The sequence below is a fragment of the Halomonas sp. AOP43-A1-21 genome, from assembly GCF_052376775.1.
Lineage (GTDB): Bacteria > Pseudomonadota > Gammaproteobacteria > Pseudomonadales > Halomonadaceae > Vreelandella > Vreelandella colorata.
In genome coordinates this window covers 56,538-73,605 of sequence record NZ_JBQSWC010000003.1, presented here as the reverse complement: position 1 = coordinate 73,605, position 17,068 = coordinate 56,538, and the positions used below count along the sequence as shown (strand labels likewise).

Genomic DNA, 17,068 nt, shown 5'->3' with positions numbered 1-17,068 from the left:
TCAAATTGTGCGATGTCGTCGCATAAGCCATGGAGCAAGGCCGTGCATCAGAACAATCGCCACATAAGCACTAAAGAAGAAAGCGGGGTTTGAGGGGGGCACTACCACAAACACTGCGCTAAACAGTGCCACCGTCAAACCGAACTTGCCTGCTTCGGCACGAAATAAATGAACACCGCTTCGTGATGTCCGCTTGCTGCTCAGTATGCCCATTCGCTGTATAAAAAAAGCCTGGGGTAGCAAGGCCACCAAAGCGCCTGTTGCTACGGAGAAGACGCCCGGCATGCGCGCTACTGGATAAGCCATCAATATTCCGGCAAGCGCTACCACAAGCTGTGCGGTAGTAAGCCGAATGACGTAAGCCTTCCGTCGCTGGGTTTCAACACGTTGTACCATTGCCCAGCACCCTGCTAGCGAACGATTGCCCAGAATGTTCTAAGCAACCTGCACAAATCTTGCGCGATTATAGGGAAGCGCTATCACACCTTCAACCGAAGTTGCGCGTATTTAACGCGTTTAGGTACAGTCTTGCTACCAAAGGGTGAAAAATAGCCGATTTTAGACGCTTTCTTTAATAAGCCTGCTATTTATCCTGCTACTTAATATGGGCTAAAATTCCATCCAGCTCATCAAGGCTCGTATAGCGAATGGTCACCTTGCCTTTGCCTTTGTTGCCGTGATCAATGGAAACCGGCGCACCGAGCAATTCGCCTAGCTGGGTCTCCAGGCGCGCCACGTCAGACGTTTTGTTGGCTCGGCTGGGCGTTTTAGGAACGCTTTGGCTGGTTTGGACTTTTTTAACCAGCGCTTCGGTCGCCCTTACCGTCAGGTCGTTATTCACCACTTCGTGAGCGACTTGACGCTGCTGCGCACTGGTCAAGGAAAGCAGCGCACGGGCATGGCCCATATCCAGATCGCCGCGCTCGAGCAGGGTTTGCACCTCGCCATCCAGCGCCAGTAGACGTAACAGGTTCGCGACCTGCGTGCGTGACTTGCCTACCGCGTCCGCGATTTGCTGTTGCGTTAGCTCGAACTCATCACCCAGGCGTTTAAGCGCCAGCGCTTCCTCAATCGCATTAAGGTTTTCGCGCTGAATGTTTTCAATAAGCGCCAGCGCCAGGGCAACTTCATCGCTCACCTCACGAATAACCGCAGGGATCACATCAAGTTCGGCTAGCTGGGCGGCGCGCCAACGCCGTTCACCGGCAATAATCTCATAGCGGTTTTCGCCGACCGGACGCACCACAATAGGCTGCATTACGCCCTGGGCACGAATAGAATCGGCGAGCTCTTCAAGCGCTTCTGGCTGAATATCCCGCCGCGGCTGGTATTTGCCGCGCGTTAGCTGGCCAAGCGGCAGCCGCTCCAAACGCTCAGGTGCCACCTCTGTGGCTGCAGCCACAACAGTAACATCGTCGTGAGCCTCTAAAGCGGAGCCTCCGGTAAGTTCTAAACTGTCACGGCGACGGGCGCCCGCACCAATTAGGGCATCCAGGCCACGTCCTAGCGCGCGTTTACGCGTCATTCGCTTTCCCTCGTACTTATCAATACGTTATAGCGATAACCGACGAATCATTTCTTTTGCCAGTACACGGTACGCCTGGCTGCCTCGTGAAAAGCGGGCATATTGCGTGACGGGCACCCCGTGACTTGGCGCTTCTGCCACCTTCACATTGCGCGGGATCGTCGTTTTAAGCAGCGCATCGCCAAAAAAGTCGCGCAGCTGTTTATCCACTTCCCGCGTCAGGCTTGTGCGCTTATCGTACATGGTGCGCAATATGCCAGCGACCGCCAAGTCAGGGTTCACGCTTTGCTTAATCTGCTCAACGGTATCCAGCAGCGCCGAGAGGCCTTCCAACGCATAGAACTCGCACTGGAGCGGAATAAGCACGCTGTCCGCCGCCGTGAGTGCATTGACGGTGAGCATGTTCAGCGAAGGTGGGCAGTCGATCAGCACCACATCGTAATTATCGGCCACTGAAGCCAGAGCCGTGGTAAGGCAACTTTCGCGCTTATCCAGATCCAGCAGTTCGACTTCAGCCGCGGTCAGATCACCGTTTCCGGGTAGAACATCATAGTGAACCGGCAGTTGCCGCACGATAGTATCGGCAGCCGTCGCTTCACCCAGCAGGACATCCAGGACGCTTTTATCGAGTTCGTGCTTGTCGATCCCACTGCCCATACTGGCGTGACCTTGCGGATCAAGATCCACCAGCAGTACCCGACGGTCAAGCGCGGCGAGACTGGCAGCCAGGTTAACGGCTGAGGTGGTCTTGCCCACGCCGCCTTTTTGGTTGGTCAGGGCAATGATCTGGCTCACTTACTCAACTCCTTCCTGGGGTTCAGAATCAACGTTCAGAATCAACAGCTGTCGCTTGGCCGTTTCAAAAGGGACTTTCAGCAGATGGCGCGTTTGCAACCTAATCCCGCTGGGTAGTTCTCGCAGTTCGTCGTCAGCGCCGGGGCCTTTCATGGCCAGCCACTGCCCATTGGCGGCAGGCAACTCGCGGGTCAACGTTACAAAGTCTACTAAGCTTGCAAACGCCCGGGAAATCACTTGATCAAACGCTTGCTCTTTAAACTGCTCCACGCGTGCCTGGCTCGCGGTCACGTTTTCCAGGCCAAGCTCCATTATGGCTTGACGCTGAAAACGGACTTTTTTGCCATTGCTGTCCACCAGGGTAACCGCTAAGGCCGGGTTAAGAATGGCCAATACGATACCTGGAAGGCCAGGTCCAGCACCAACATCAAGCAGCGTCGGGCCCTGTACATAGGGTGCTACGGCGGCGCTATCCAGCACGTGACGTGAAACCATCTCGTCAACCTCACGGACTGCCGTGAGGTTATAAGCCTTGTTCCACTTGTGCAATAGCGCGACAAACCCCAACAGCTGCTCACGCTGGTGCGTCGTGACGGTTAAACCAAGCTGCGCTAGCCCATCGTCTAACCGCTTGGCAGCACTTGCTGGCAGGCTATTCAGCAATCCCGTTAACCCACTCATCCGTTAGCTACCTCGGGTGATGCTATGAGGCGACGCTTTTTAAGATGCACCAGCAGGATAGAGACGGCAGCCGGCGTTACACCGGAAATACGTGCCGCCTGGGCAAGCGTCTCGGGCCGAACGTCGGTCAGCTTCTGACGAATCTCGTTGGAAAGCCCTTCCACCCGCTGATAATCCAGATCGGCTGGCAGCGGCATTGCTTCATGGCGCTTAAGCTTATCAATCTCATCCTGCTGGCGTCCGATATAGCCATCGTACTTCGCCTGAATCTGCACCTGCTCGGCCACAGCTTCATCATGAATAAGCGCATTTTCCAGGCCCGGCAGATCGGCCAGGTCCGCGTAATTTAGCTCCGGGCGTTTGAGTAAATCGCTCAAACGGTATTCCCGCGAAAGCGGCTTGCCGGTTTTTTCGGCTATTTTTGCCGCGGCCGGGCTACTTGGTTGTACCCAAGTACTGGCTAAACGAGCCGTTTCCAACGCAATCGCTTCACGCTTTTGACTAAACGCGCTCCAGCGCTGGTCATCGACCAAGCCGAGTTCGCGGCCTTTTTCCGTCAGACGTAAATCGGCATTATCTTCACGTAGCAACAAGCGATATTCCGCCCGCGATGTAAACATGCGATAGGGCTCTTTGGTACCCATGGTGATCAAATCATCAACCAGCACGCCAAGGTACGCTTCGTCGCGGCGTGGGTACCAGGTTTCCAGCTGCTTGGCCCGGCGTGCGGCGTTTAGCCCGGCAAGAAGCCCTTGCGCGCCCGCTTCTTCGTAACCCGTTGTGCCGTTAATCTGGCCGGCAAAAAACAGGTTGTGGATAAATTTTGTTTCCAGCGAGTGTTTTAAGTCCCGCGGATCAAAGAAATCGTACTCAATGGCGTAGCCAGGGCGCGTAATGTGCGCGTTTTCCAAGCCTTTGATCGAGCGAACCACCTGCAGCTGTACATCAAACGGCAGCGAGGTCGAGATACCGTTGGGATAGAGCTCGTGAGTGTCCAGGCCTTCCGGTTCAATAAATACCTGATGGCTCGATTTATCGGCAAACCGATGAACCTTGTCTTCAATTGACGGGCAGTAGCGCGGCCCAACCCCTGCGATCACGCCGGAATACATGGGTGAGCGGTCAAGGTTCGCCAAAATGATTTCATGAGTGCGCTCATTGGTGTGCGCAATATGGCAACTGACCTGCTGAGGATGCATGTCCCGCGAACCAAGATACGACATTATCGGCGTTGGCGTATCGCCTGGCTGCTCTTCAAGCTGGGCAAAATCCACGCTCTTGGCGTCAATTCGCGGTGGCGTGCCGGTTTTCAACCGGTCAACGCGAAACGGTAAAGCACGTAGACGCTCGGCCAGAGCGTTCGAGGGCGGATCACCTGCCCGGCCACCGCGGCTTTGATCCAAACCAATATGAATCACACCGCCTAAAAACGTCCCCGTGGATAGCACTACCGATTCTGCATAAAAACGAATGCCGGTTTCAGTAACCACGCCACGTACCGTGTCGTTATCCACAACCAGATCGCCAGCCGCTTGCTGAAAAATCGTTAAATTTGGCTGGTTTTCCAACATACCGCGGATCGCTGCTTTGTAGCGTACACGATCCGCTTGAGCACGTGTGGCACGCACTGCAGGCCCTTTTCGAGCGTTAAGCACCCGAAACTGAATACCGCCCAAATCCGTGGCAAGCCCCATCGCCCCGCCTAGCGCATCGATTTCTTTAACCAAATGGCTTTTGCCAATGCCGCCAATGGCAGGGTTACACGACATCTGACCCAAGGTCTCGATGTTGTGAGTGAGCAGTAGGGTCTGACAGCCCATACGAGCAGAGGCCAATGCGGCTTCGGTTCCCGCATGGCCACCGCCGATGACAATCACGTCAAAGCGGTCGGGGTAATTCAAGAGACACCTCGTCTTGCGCCTGTTGGCACGAATGATGTGACCAATGTCGTCAGTTTTTCCGACATAGCCACGGTAGTTCAATAAGCCGGGCAGTATAAACCCCCTGTGGGTAACCGTCAGGTTTTTCCACACCTCGATTCATTAACGGACCTCTATTAATAACAACATAAAAATAAAATAAGAGAAGTTCTGTTAATGTTGTTACTACTGGTGTGGACAGTTTCTGTGCATAACTTACTTATATTTATTAATATCACTCACTTAAAATGTTGACCTTTACGTGGTTAAGCAGCGTATTGCCTGCGTAGAAGCGGTGTCTCACCTGTGGATGAAATAGCTACTTACCCACAGCCTGCCAAAAACACGGGTTATCCACCTCCCCATACCGGGCTTGTTACCGCACCTGTGAACATGTCACTTAACCACATGGCAAAGCGATGAGAAACGCTGTTTATCAGCGTTTCAGCGTCAAAGAGACAATTAAAATAAAAAGTTTATCCACAGGGCAAAAAAATGGCCTGTCGCAATGACAGGCCATTAAAAAGTACGTTTGAGTCGATAATTTATTCAGATTTAGTGCTTGAGCACCCGGGCTAGAAACGATTGGGTGCGTTCATGTTGAGGGGCATCAAAGAGCTGTTCCGGCGTTCCCTGCTCAGCAATAACGCCTTTATGAATAAAGATAATCCGGTCGGCCACTTCGCGTGCGAAGCCCATTTCATGGGTAACAATCACCATGGTCATACCTTCTTTGGCAAGCTCGCGCATGGCATCGAGTACTTCCCCTATCATCTCGGGGTCAAGCGCCGAGGTAGGCTCGTCAAACAGCATTAGCCGGGGTTCCATGGCCAGGGCTCGGGCAAGCGCTACGCGCTGTTGCTGGCCGCCTGAGAGCTGGCTGGGATACTTATCGGCCTGATCGGCAATACCCACCCGATCAAGCAGGCGTTTTGCGGTAGCCACCGCATCGCTTCGGCTCCAGCCACGCACTTTCATCGGCGCCAGAGTGATATTGTCGATAACGCTTAGATGAGGAAACAGATTGAACTGCTGGAACACCATGCCGACTTCCGTACGGATGGTTTGCAGTGCTTTACTGCTTTTACCGTCGGGTTTTAGCGTATTGCCATCAACGCTTAAGGTGCCTGATTGAAACTCTTCCAGACCGTTAATACAGCGAATCAGCGTTGATTTACCTGACCCGCTGGCGCCAATCACCACAACGACTTCGCCAGGAACAATCTCAAGGTCAATATCATTGAGTACATGCAGGCTGCCAAAGTGTTTGTTCAGCTTCTGCATACGCACAATTGGTTGCACTGTAGGTGACATTGTATCGGTCATTGTACGTGTCCTTATTGGCCGGCAATGCCGCGGCTCTCAAGCTGGCGCAGAATAATGGAAAGGGTCCAGGTGATCGCCAGATACATCAGCGCGACCATAAAATAGACCTCGAGGGCGGTAAACGTCGTGGCAATATAGATCTGCCCTTGACGCACCAGCTCACCTACCCCTATCACCGAGAATAGCGATGTGTCCTTGATACTGATGATGCCCTGATTACCCAGCGGTGGAATCATACGCCGAAACGCCTGCGGCCAGATTACGTAGCGAAACGCCTGGGTGCGGGAAAGCCCGAGCGACAGCGAGGCTTCACGCTGGCCGCGCTCAATTGACTGCACGCCGCCGCGCACGATTTCGGAAATATACGCGCCTGAGTTCACCGCAATGGCCGCGATACCTGCGACCAGCGCATTGATGGGACTACCCAGCAGCTGGGGCAGGCCATAAAAGATAAACAGCACCTGCACAAGGATCGGCGTGCCGCGAAATATTTCTATATAGCAAATCGCAAGCCAGCGTAACCAGCGGATAGGGCTGATCCTCAGCAAGCCAAAAAAGATGCCGATAAAAAAGCCAAACGCCAGGCCACCAAAGGAAATCAGCAGCGTCCAGGGGATGCCGGGTAATAGGTAGGGGATCGACGCAAACGCTGCCGACCAGTCAAACTGAAAATCGAAGTCCACGCGTTATCTCCAAAAAGGAAAAAGCGACATTACAACGGCACAGGGCCGGGGAAATGGCCGCCCGGCCCTGTGATGAGGGATAGCAAAGTGAGATTAGCGACTCACTTAGTCTTCGCTGGGCGCTTCACCGAACCACTTGGCGTAGATTTCGTCGTAAGTACCGTCTTCGCGCATGGCAGCAAGCGCTTCGTTAGCCGGCGCTACCCATTCGCTACCCTTATGGAAAACAATGCCGTACTGCTGGCCTTCGTAAAGCGGGCCAACGACTTTGGTGCGGCCTTCACCACGGGTTTGCGAGAAGTAAGCAACGTTGGGGGAGTCATAGAGCACGGCGTCGACGTTGCGACCCAGTAGCGCCATGTACATGTCGGCAGTGCCAGGGTAAGGCGTGATATCGGCGTCTTCACCCAGTTCCTGCTGCAGGAAGTCATAGCTGGTGGAGCCGATCTTAGTGCCAATGGTCAGATCTTGAAGGTCTTCAAGTGAAGAGACCTCTTCGTTATCAGCGCGGACAATGATCTGCAGGCCGGAGTCATAGTAGGGGTCGGTAAAATCGACAATTTGAGCGCGTTCATCGGTAATTGTAATACCGGCAATAGCGACTTCCTGGCTGCCGGTCTGTACAGCCGGAATAATGCCGGAGAATTCCATCGTGGTCAGATTAACTTCAAAACCGGCTCGGTCGGCGATTTCGTTGATGATATCCATATCGAAACCGACCATTTCACCGGTTTCGGGGTCCATCATTTCAAACGGAACGAAGCTTGGATCGGTGGCTACATTGACGGATGGCGTTTGGGCCATGGCGACAGTAGTACTGCCTAAACCCAAGGCTATGGCCGAAGCAATCGCTGTTTTCGTTAGTATGGATTTCATTTATTTCCCCATGTTTTATAGCTCTTGTGAGGCGTTTTAAAGAAGCTGAGCTCTCTTTGTAGCGCCATATGAGCGGTTATTGACCTATCAACCTTGGCGAGAAACCGGCAAGGCGTCAAGTCACGAGGAGTCCTTACTACCAACGCAAGCAGGCGATAGCTAGACCATAAACGAAGCGCCGCACCCGCAAGTTGTCGTGGCATTGGGATTTTGAATACGAAAACGTGCGCCAGCGAGGCCTTCTTCGTAATCCACCGTGGAGCCCACCAGATACTGGTAAGACAGGGGGTCAACCACCAGGGTGGCCTTACCAAACTCGATGAGCGTGTCGTCTTCGGCGACATTATCAGCGAAATCGAATCCGTACTGAAAACCTGAGCAGCCGCCGCCAGTTACGTAGACACGCAGTTTCAGGGCGGGATTTTTTTCTTCATCCATCAGAGCACTAATACGCTTACGTGCACTATCGGACAGCATTAAAGGGGTTGGAACAAAAGCTTCTGCACCGCTCATGGGTACCTCCCGCGAGCTTAAAGAACGAATAATCGGCATTGGGGGGTAATTATGGGTAATTCCCAGCAAAATGGTCAACTATTGTGTTGGCATATCAACAGAGGACAACCAGGTGTTGCCCTCTGCAAGGGTCGCTAGCTCATAACATATGAGCTCTTGCGTTTAAGGCATCAGCGCTGGGGCCGTGAGGCCCATGGTTTCATCGAAACCAAACATCAGGTTGAGGTTTTGAATAGCCTGACCTGAGGCGCCTTTCACCAGGTTATCGATAACCGACAGTACCACCACCGTATTGCTGTTTTCAGGGCGATGGACGGCTAAGCGACAGGTATTGATGCCTTTTACGCTGCGCGTTTCGGGGTGGCTACCCGCAGGCATCACGTCAACGAAGGGCTCGTTTGCATAGCGCTGCTCAAAAAGCGCCTGAAGATCGTCAGTCGTGGCCGTGAGTTGGCTATAAAGCGTGGCATGAATGCCCCGAATCATGGGGGTTAGATGCGGCACGAAGGTCAAGCCCACTGGGTTTGCCTGCATATCACTAAGGCCCTGGCGAATCTCAGGCAAGTGACGATGCCCTGAAGCGCCGTAAGCCTTGAATGACTCGCTGGCTTCCGCAAGTAGCGAAGGCACTTTGGCTCCGCGTCCTGCACCTGTAACCCCGGATTTACAGTCGGCAATCAACTGCTGAGAATCAATCAGGCCCGCTTCCAGCAGTGGCAGGTAGCCCAGCTGTACGGCGGTTGGATAGCAGCCGGGAACGGCAATCAAGCGCGCCGTCTTGATTTGTTCACGGTGCATTTCAGGCAAGCCGTAAACCGCCTCTTCAAGCAGTGAAGGCGCGCCGTGGGGCTGGCCGTACCACTGGCTCCATACGTCAGCATCGCGCAGCCGGAAATCGGCGGATAAATCGATAATCCGAGTGCCTTTTTCTAAAAGCTCACCGGCTAACGCGTGGGCAACGCCGTGAGGAGTAGCGAAAAATACCGCATCCAGAGCGCCCAGCTGCTTAGCATCCGGCTCGCTAAAGGCCAACGTGTCGTAGTGGCCGCGCAGGTTGGGGTACATATCGCACACTTTTACCCCTGCTTCTGAGCGCGAGGTAATTGCTTCAACGCTGACGTTAGGGTGCTGGGCGAGTAACCGCAGTAGTTCAACGCCGGTGTAACCCGTACCACCGACAATGCCGACCTTAATCACAAATCGCTCCTTGCGAGTTTCGCATTTGGGACATGTTAATAATTAACAGCCTAAACAGATTGCTGCAGGCTGTCGAAGTGTATCCGGCTATGATACACAAGAGGACTACAACACAAGAGCAAAGGAAGGTCGTCGTGGCGCGTTTTTCCCGATCTGATTTTACCCTAGAGAGTTTTCGCCGCCAGTTGGCCAATGTCGATGCGTTGCCGCAGCTGTGCGTACTGGGGTTAGCATCCGGGGTGATTACGGGCGCCGTGATGGTTGCCTTTCGACTGTTGCTCGAAGCGGGCGCCGTACTTTATATGCCGGGAGGCAATCCAGAAGCGTTCGAGGGACTGCCCCCCTGGTTACGTTCCTTGCTGCCGCTTGTGGCAGTCGGCTTGATTGGCGTGCTGCTTTACCGACAAAAAGCTACCGCCCAGAAAATGGGGGTAGGCCACGTTATTGAACGCCTTTCTTACCATCAGGGGCGTTTTCCGCTTCGCAACTGGTTAAATCAGTGGTGGGTGGGCGTGGTATCGGTCCTGGGGGGGCTTTCAGCAGGTCGGGAGGGCCCGGCCATTCATCTGGGGGCAGCGGCCTCAAGCGGGTTAGGGGTCAAGCTTCGCTTACCCAATAACAGCCTGCGTGTACTGGTCGCCTGTGGTACCGCCGCGGGGATATCTGCCTCATTCAATACGCCGATTGCCGGTGTCATCTTTGCCATGGAAGTGGTGATGATGGAATACACCTTGATGAGCTTTATGCCGGTGATACTAGCCTCCACCATGGGCGCGCTGGTTGCTCAAGTGGTTTACGGCAATGAACCGGCTTTCCGTATTCCTGAAATGGCGCTAGGTTCATTGATGAATTTGCCCTGGGTGATCATCCTCGGGCTGGTCGTGGGCCTGCTGGCCGGGCTGTTTATCCATATTGCGCGTAATCAGCGCATACAAGCGTTGCCTTTATGGCTGCGTCTGGGCGCCGTTGGGGTGTCGACTGCGGTAGTGGCGTGGTGGTTTCCGCAAATTCAGGGAATCGGCTATGACAGCGTGGCTGCTGCCCTGAATAACCAGTTGGAAATCAACGTACTGATAGCGCTCATAATTGCCAAGCTATTGATTACGGCACTCACTGTCGCTGGCGGGGTACCCATCGGGATTATTGGGCCTACGCTGGTGATAGGGGCCGCGACCGGTGCCTTGGGCGGCATGCTAGGAGGATTTCTCTGGCCCGACAAAGCGGCGGACCCGGGCATTTACGCCATGTTAGGAATGGCCGCTATGATGGGGGCCGTTTTGCAAGCGCCGTTGGCTGCGCTAATGGCCCTGCTAGAACTTACCCATACTTCCAATATTATACTGCCGGGCATGCTGGTGGTTGTCGTTGCCTGCTTGACGTCGCGCCAGCTTACTGGCTGCGAAGGCTTTTTTATCAGCGCCGTGCGTTATGGATTACACCCACTTCAACAGCCTCTGATGCAAGCGCTGTCACGCGTATCGGTACCGGCAGTGATGGAGCGCAGCCTGGTGCGCACAGAACGTATGATAACGCCCGACCAGGCGCGAAAGCTTCTGGAAAACAATCCTGTCTGGCTTATCATTGAGCGCTCAAGTGACGAAAAAACCGTGCTCGCCTTAAAAGCCGCCACATTGGCGCGCTGGCTGCTGGAACACGATGAAGCGTTAGACGGGAAAGCGCCCCCTGATGATGAGCTGATAGATTTGCTGGAAATCCCTGGTCAGCGATTGGAGCTTGCGCCGATTGGCCTGCAGGCGACGCTTTCTGAGGCGTTTTTAAAACTTCAGGATGATGCCTTGGGAGCACTTTATGTTGTGCATGGTTATCGACCAAAGCAGCAACGGATTTCAGGTATCATCACCCGCGGCGCCATTGAGCGTTACTATTACTACGCCGACCCGAAAGATAATGATTCACCCGTATAAGGAGAGACAATGTACCTATGGGTAAAGGCCTTGCACTTGATGGCCATGGTGACCTGGTTTGCCGCACTATTTTATTTACCGCGGCTTTATGTCTATCACGCAACGGCACGCGATAAAGGCGATGAGCAGTCCATGGCGTATTTCAAGACCATGGAGCGCAAGCTGTATCGCGGCATCATGACGCCTTCGATGATAATGGTCCTGATTTTTGGCGGATGGATGCTCTATCTAAACCCCTTCTGGATGAGCCAGGGATGGATGCACGTCAAGCTTACGTTTATTGTCCTGTTGATTGCTTATCACCATGTCTGCTTGATTTATTTAAAGCAGTTCGCCCAGGATCGTTGCACGAAAAGCCACACGTTCTTTCGCTGGTTTAATGAAGCGCCAGTGATTGCGTTAGTCGCGATTATTTTACTCGCCGTTGTGAAACCTTTTTGATGCGCCAGCCTCTTTCTCCAGTTGTTTTAGTGCTGGCAGGTCATGATCCCACGGGAGGGGCGGGCCTAGTGGCAGACAGTGAAACCGTTGCCGCCTGCGGCGGTTGGGCCGTTACCATTCCAACAGCCTTAACGGTGCAAAACTGTCACAACGTTACCCAGGTTGTACCCACCGACCCTGCATTGATGCGGCACATGGCGGAAGCGTTAAGCGGCATGCAAATAGCTGCTATTAAGCTAGGCTTATTGGCGGATGAAGCGACGCTGAGAGCAGCCGAGCAGATTATTCGCCGTTTTCCGGGTATTCCAGTGGTCGCCGACCCGGTGCTTAAAGCGGGGGGCGGAACTGAGTTATCCACACCCCAATTAGTAAAGCTCTATAGTGAGCGCTTACTACCACTTGTGGATATTTTAACGCCCAATCGTTATGAGCTGGCGCAGTTAGCACCAGAAATTACTGACCCATTAGATGATACGGCGCGCGCCGTTGCGCTTTTATCGCAAGGCTGCCAGGCGGTATTAGTTACCGCCACCGACGCGCCTATTCCAGGTAACGAGCAGCAGGTGGTACATACGCTGCATTCACCCGATACCACACGTCAATGGCAGTGGCCGCGTTTACCCGAACAGTTTCACGGCTCAGGCTGCACGTTGGCATCGGCGATTGCGGCACGCCTGGCAGTTGGTGAGCGCTTACCGACTGCCTGTGAGCAGGCCCAGCACTTTACCTGGGAGAGTTTGTCTCATGGGTACCAGCCACCCAGTGGCCAGTGTTTGCCTAACCGCTTGCCACGACCGGTTCGCTTTTGATCTCATTAGCGCAAAGCCACGAATATTGAGGACGTCATGACCACATCTGCTGAACTGTTTGAGCTTGCTAGCCGCCATATTCCAGGTGGCGTAAATTCACCGGTACGCGCGTTTAAAGGCCTGCATCGTCCGCCGGTGTTTATGGAGCGCGCTCAAGGCGCCTACCTGTTTGATGTGGAAGGTAATCGCTACGTGGATTACGTGGGTTCCTGGGGGCCAATGATTACCGGTCACGCTGATCAGGACGTTTTGGCTGCCGTACGCGCCCGCCTGGATAACGGTCTTTCGTTTGGTACGCCCACGGCGGTTGAAACCACCATGGCGGATCTGATCTGCGAGATGATCCCCTCCATGGAAATGGTGCGTATGACGAGTTCTGGTACCGAGGCGACCATGTCGGCCATTCGGCTGGCGCGTGGCACTACCGGGCGCGATAAAATCGTCAAGTTTGAAGGCAATTATCACGGCCATTCAGATTCGCTGCTGGTGAAAGCCGGTTCAGGCGCGCTTACCCACGGTGAACCCAGTTCGCCAGGCGTTCCGGCATCGCTTGCCGAACATACCATTACGCTGTCTTATAACGATATTGAAGGCGTTGAAGAGTGCTTTGCAGAAATCGGTGATCAGATTGCCTGCATCATCGTTGAGCCTGTCGCCGGCAACATGAACTGTATTCCCCCCCAGCCGGGCTTTCTGGAAACCCTGCGTCGGGTGTGTAACGAGCACGGCAGCATCCTGATTTTTGACGAAGTGATGACCGGGTTTCGAGTTGCCTTGGGTGGCGCGCAGGCACATTACTCAATTGTTCCCGATTTAACCTGCCTGGGTAAAATCGTGGGTGGCGGTATGCCGGTAGGCGCCTTTGGCGGCAAGCGCGACATCATGCAAAACATCTCGCCGATGGGACCGATCTACCAGGCGGGTACACTGTCAGGAAACCCACTAGCCATGGCGGCAGGGGTTGCGCTTCTGACCAAGCTTCAGGTACCCGGCTTTCATGATGCGCTCACTCAGCGAGTGGAAACGCTGTGCAACGGTTTGCAGGAGCGTGCCAACGCGGCTGGCGTACCCATGATGACGCAGTCGGCCGGTGGGATGTTCGGCATTTTCTTCACCTCACAAAGCCGAGTAGATAACTTTGCCCAGGCAACCGCCTGTGACCCTGAAGCTTTCCGCCGTTTCTTCGGTGCGATGCTGGATCACGGCGTGTATCTGGCCCCTTCCGCGTTTGAAGCCGGATTTATGTCGAGTGCGCATACGCCAGAAGATATTCAGTACACGCTGAATGCCGCCGAAAAAGCCTTTAACATAATGTAACCGAACGTAACGCCTGCTAAACTTCAAAAAGCCGCTCATACCGAGCGGCTTTTGTGGTTAGCGAGGTCGCCACTATGTCGATAATAACGCCTATTCCGATGGCCTTGATTGCCGCACTTGCCATTGGCTTCCCTTTTAGCGCCCACGCGTTCGAGGAGCAGGAAATGGATAACATTCATATCATGATGGAAGGCACCCCGGGTGCGGTATTTTCTGCCCACTGGCGTATCACCCAGAACGGCCAAACCATCGAGCATATCGAGGAGCGTGGTACGGTTCCCACTGAGTATTCGTTTACCGGGTCAGCACTTGAGGGCACGGTTAAACTGTTAAGCGAGAATCAGCGCCTGGAAGTAGATATTCAAAAAGGTGGTAATCGTTCGCGTTCATCCACCCAGGGCGCTGGTGGAACGTTAACCGTGGGGATTCGTTAGGGCGCTTTTTATTGTAGATATAAATTGTCGCAAGCAAAAAACCGCCCCGAGAGGGGCGGTTTGAATAGACCTTAAGCCGTCTGCTTATTGGCCTTGGCTTACTGTGTTGATGTTGCCATTGCCATAAGTCACGATGCTGGAGGTATGCTGACCGCCCCAGAAAGAACCGCTTTGAGAAACGTTATGCTCGTTAAAGCTGCCAACAGTATTGATATAGGAGTCATGGCCATAGCCAGACTGCATAACGTTATGAGTATTGTGGTTGCCACTGGCTAAAATAGTGCTTTCCAGCGAATAACCATCTTGGTTAACGGTGGCAACGTTATTGTTTCCATCCAGGTATGCATAGCTATCGTTGTAAGAACCGTTCTGGGTAATAGCGGCATTATTGAAGGTGCCGATTTCTTCAACGACAGATTTGTTGGCAAAGCCTTCCTGATTAACGGTCGCAGTATTATTGCCGCCTTCCTGGTAGGTATAGCTGTCGTTGAACCGGCCATCCTGAGTCACGTTGGCGTTATTGAAGCTACCCACTTGCGTTGCTACAGACAGGTTTTTTGAACCGTCTTGATCAACGCTAGCATCATTGTTACTACCTTCCTGATACACAGTAGAGCTGTTCCATGCGCCTAACTGAGTTACTTCCGCTGAGTTCCCTTGACCAATTTGGTCGATACCTGAGTTGTTACGGCCAGGCAGGGTTGTTGCAACACCTGCAATATCATCCTGTGATACGGTAGTGGAGTTAAAGCCGCCTTCTTGATAAACACGCGACGTTTGTGTTCCCCACTGAGTTACATCGTTAGTATTGTTATTGCCACTTTGATAGATAGTCGAGTCACTTCCTGCGAACTGTGCGAAAGCACCAGTGCTCATAGCGAAAGTAACAGCAGCGGCGATAGCGGTGATTTGTGTTTTCATGTTGTTTCCCCATCCTTTTATGCTTGCTTTGGTTGTTACTGAGACAAAAGAAGTATTGCTCAGTAGGTTTCGACGGTGACTGGTCGTGTATAGCCAGAGGATGCTTGTTGCTCTATGCCTATGTTGCGATAGCCACTCCCCGATTGTGAAACTTGTATGTCGCTTCTTAAGCCAGTCTGAGAAACATAGGTTGCTAATTCTTGCTGGTTTCCAGACTGATTAATAATTGCATTATGATGATTGCCGGCTTGAAGAATGACGCCATAATTCTTACCGCCAACCTGAGTAATTGAAGCAGTATTCTCATTACCGCGTTGACCGATGTGTGAAAAATTACCTATTTGATAAGCGGCAGAATAAGACTGCTTAACGGTTGCCTGATTGTTATTACCTATTTGAGAAATAACGCTGTAATTTCCTTGATAGGTTTGTGTGTCAACCTGATTAAAGTACTGCTCAATACGATTTTTATCTGCATTGGCATTACTGGTAAACGCTAAGAGTACCGCCATTAATAGCAAAGTGTTCATTGATTTTTGTTTGAGTAGCACTGTTGAGTGCTGAACGTCTGCTAATTTACGATTCATTTTCTTTACTCTTAGATGCTAATGTAAATTTAATTCATGTGTTGAGTGTGGACTATTTAAAGTTTTACGCTATCAGTAATTTTGTTATTTTAATGGCGCATTTTCTAATGTTTTTATACGCCTTATTGATGAGCTATTTCATACTTTATAAATAATGAGTATGACTAATATTAAAAAAAGCGGCTTAGCCTAAGGCAAAGCCGCTTGATTTTAAAAAATTACTTGATAGAGAATAATGGTTATAAAAGGGATGGTGTTTATAGCATGGGCGTAGGCGCGCTTAAATATTCTGACAAAATAGTCTCTTGAAAGTTAACGCCATTGGAAAGATTCCAAAGATTGTTTTCAACGCCACGAGCTACTAAATGAATAACGGCGGATTCAATGGCCGACATAACCGCCATTTGAACAGGCTCATTAGTGGTAATTCCCACTTCGGCTTCCAATAAGCGCCGGAAATCAATAAAGCGATAGACGCCTGCTCTTACTTCTTTAGAGTAGATAGTTTTCGTTGTGGTGACGTTAGCCAGTACTTCACCTGTGGATATCTCAACGGCGCGTAAGTTAACCGTTACTTGGTCGACCTGATACTGCCCTGAGGCTCCAATACCGAAATACTCAGCACCCGCCCCCCCAGTACGTACATTGGATTCATACGCAATAATGCCGCCTTCTAACATTACCGAGGCCGCGCGTAGTGAAGGAAGCGTATCTGGCTGGCCAAAGCGCTCAAACTCTGCGCGTATAATGCGTCGCTCCGTAAGCAGGTTTTGTAATCCCACCCGTTCAAGAGGAATAAACCAGCCTGAGTCGGCTAGTGCACCGGTTAGCATTGCCGCCGCCCCCTGGGTAACGGCGGTCGAAAATGTACTGGCCGGCGCGGGTCGATATTGGCCGGTTTGATCTCTAAAATCATAAACCGATACAAAAATTTTTCCGGCAGGCGGCGGCAATGAAACAAGGTCCTGGTAAGTTGCCCCACGCGGCGTAAGCGTTGCTTGAGCGCCTTCTAAATTTTCAGAGTTCGCAACCATACCCGCACAACCGCTAAGCAGCGCGAGCATTATAAGAGAAGCAATGAATTTCATGATGTTCCCCTGACAGCATCTAGGATAGTGG

The 17,068-nt window shown here is 52.6% G+C and carries 18 protein-coding genes; 5 read left to right on the top strand and 13 right to left on the bottom strand.

Going from position 1 to position 17,068, the window contains the following annotated elements; genetic code table 11:
- The 10 genes from ACT3R7_RS02680 to argC all read right to left on the bottom strand — a co-directional run bounded on the left by ACT3R7_RS02680 (position 1) and on the right by argC (position 9,515).
- A complete protein-coding gene (locus ACT3R7_RS02680) occupies positions 1–396 on the bottom strand; it encodes an ATP synthase subunit I (protein ID WP_192536777.1) in 396 nt (131 codons plus the stop codon).
- Positions 397–595: 199 nt separating this feature from the next.
- On the bottom strand, positions 596–1,525 hold the full coding sequence (locus ACT3R7_RS02675) for a ParB/RepB/Spo0J family partition protein (protein ID WP_192536776.1): 930 nt from the start codon (positions 1,523–1,525) through the stop codon (positions 596–598).
- A gap of 27 nt (positions 1,526–1,552) precedes the next feature.
- Positions 1,553–2,320 carry a ParA family protein gene (locus ACT3R7_RS02670; RefSeq protein ID WP_018918428.1) on the bottom strand — a complete coding sequence of 256 codons (768 nt, stop codon included), beginning with the start codon at positions 2,318–2,320 and terminating at the stop codon, positions 1,553–1,555.
- Complete coding sequence (rsmG, locus tag ACT3R7_RS02665) at positions 2,321–3,001, bottom strand: 16S rRNA (guanine(527)-N(7))-methyltransferase RsmG (RefSeq protein WP_192536775.1); 681 nt, start codon at positions 2,999–3,001, stop codon at positions 2,321–2,323.
- The gene (gene mnmG / locus ACT3R7_RS02660; protein ID WP_192536774.1) at positions 2,998–4,902 is read right to left on the bottom strand and encodes a tRNA uridine-5-carboxymethylaminomethyl(34) synthesis enzyme MnmG; all 1,905 of its coding nucleotides are present in this window, start codon (positions 4,900–4,902) and stop codon (positions 2,998–3,000) included. Before mnmG ends, rsmG begins: the two co-directional genes overlap by 4 nt.
- 573 nt (positions 4,903–5,475) lie before the next feature.
- On the bottom strand, positions 5,476–6,234 hold the full coding sequence (locus ACT3R7_RS02655) for an amino acid ABC transporter ATP-binding protein (protein WP_225736023.1): 759 nt from the start codon (positions 6,232–6,234) through the stop codon (positions 5,476–5,478).
- A 23-nt stretch (positions 6,235–6,257) separates the two neighbouring features.
- Positions 6,258–6,929 carry an amino acid ABC transporter permease gene (locus ACT3R7_RS02650; protein WP_018918424.1) on the bottom strand — a complete coding sequence of 224 codons (672 nt, stop codon included), beginning with the start codon at positions 6,927–6,929 and terminating at the stop codon, positions 6,258–6,260.
- Between the two features lie 105 nt (positions 6,930–7,034).
- A complete protein-coding gene (locus ACT3R7_RS02645; protein ID WP_192536772.1) occupies positions 7,035–7,805 on the bottom strand; it encodes a transporter substrate-binding domain-containing protein in 771 nt (256 codons plus the stop codon).
- Between the two features lie 159 nt (positions 7,806–7,964).
- A complete protein-coding gene (gene erpA / locus ACT3R7_RS02640; RefSeq protein WP_192536771.1) occupies positions 7,965–8,318 on the bottom strand; it encodes an iron-sulfur cluster insertion protein ErpA in 354 nt (117 codons plus the stop codon).
- 162 nt (positions 8,319–8,480) lie between these two features.
- Positions 8,481–9,515 carry an N-acetyl-gamma-glutamyl-phosphate reductase gene (gene argC, locus ACT3R7_RS02635; RefSeq protein WP_192536770.1) on the bottom strand — a complete coding sequence of 345 codons (1,035 nt, stop codon included), beginning with the start codon at positions 9,513–9,515 and terminating at the stop codon, positions 8,481–8,483.
- 134 nt (positions 9,516–9,649) lie between these two features.
- Between argC and ACT3R7_RS02630 the strand changes: the two genes are divergently transcribed.
- The 5 genes from ACT3R7_RS02630 (at position 9,650) to ACT3R7_RS02610 (ending at position 14,441) form a co-directional block, all read left to right on the top strand.
- Positions 9,650–11,440 (top strand): chloride channel protein, encoded by a 1,791-nt coding sequence (locus ACT3R7_RS02630; protein WP_192536769.1) that lies wholly within the window; start codon positions 9,650–9,652, stop codon positions 11,438–11,440.
- A gap of 9 nt (positions 11,441–11,449) precedes the next feature.
- Positions 11,450–11,881 (top strand): protoporphyrinogen oxidase HemJ, encoded by a 432-nt coding sequence (hemJ, locus tag ACT3R7_RS02625; RefSeq protein WP_192536768.1) that lies wholly within the window; start codon positions 11,450–11,452, stop codon positions 11,879–11,881.
- Positions 11,881–12,690, top strand: coding sequence for a bifunctional hydroxymethylpyrimidine kinase/phosphomethylpyrimidine kinase (gene thiD, locus ACT3R7_RS02620; RefSeq protein ID WP_192536767.1), 810 nt, complete (start codon positions 11,881–11,883; stop codon positions 12,688–12,690). Before hemJ ends, thiD begins: the two co-directional genes overlap by 1 nt.
- A 36-nt stretch (positions 12,691–12,726) precedes the next feature.
- Positions 12,727–14,007, top strand: coding sequence for a glutamate-1-semialdehyde 2,1-aminomutase (gene hemL / locus ACT3R7_RS02615; protein ID WP_192536766.1), 1,281 nt, complete (start codon positions 12,727–12,729; stop codon positions 14,005–14,007).
- Positions 14,008–14,081: 74 nt separating this feature from the next.
- The gene (locus tag ACT3R7_RS02610; protein WP_226940076.1) at positions 14,082–14,441 is read left to right on the top strand and encodes a hypothetical protein; all 360 of its coding nucleotides are present in this window, start codon (positions 14,082–14,084) and stop codon (positions 14,439–14,441) included.
- Between the two features lie 84 nt (positions 14,442–14,525).
- Here the strand turns inward: ACT3R7_RS02610 and ACT3R7_RS02605 are convergent, their stop codons facing one another.
- From ACT3R7_RS02605 to ACT3R7_RS02595, 3 genes are all read right to left on the bottom strand, one after another.
- The gene (locus tag ACT3R7_RS02605) at positions 14,526–15,362 is read right to left on the bottom strand and encodes a curlin subunit CsgB (protein WP_192536765.1); all 837 of its coding nucleotides are present in this window, start codon (positions 15,360–15,362) and stop codon (positions 14,526–14,528) included.
- Between the two features lie 59 nt (positions 15,363–15,421).
- Positions 15,422–15,949 carry a hypothetical protein gene (locus ACT3R7_RS02600; protein ID WP_193091270.1) on the bottom strand — a complete coding sequence of 176 codons (528 nt, stop codon included), beginning with the start codon at positions 15,947–15,949 and terminating at the stop codon, positions 15,422–15,424.
- A gap of 257 nt (positions 15,950–16,206) precedes the next feature.
- Entirely contained in the window at positions 16,207–17,037 is an 831-nt protein-coding gene (locus ACT3R7_RS02595; protein ID WP_192536763.1) for a CsgG/HfaB family protein, read from the bottom strand.
- Positions 17,038–17,068: the final 31 nt, after the last annotated feature.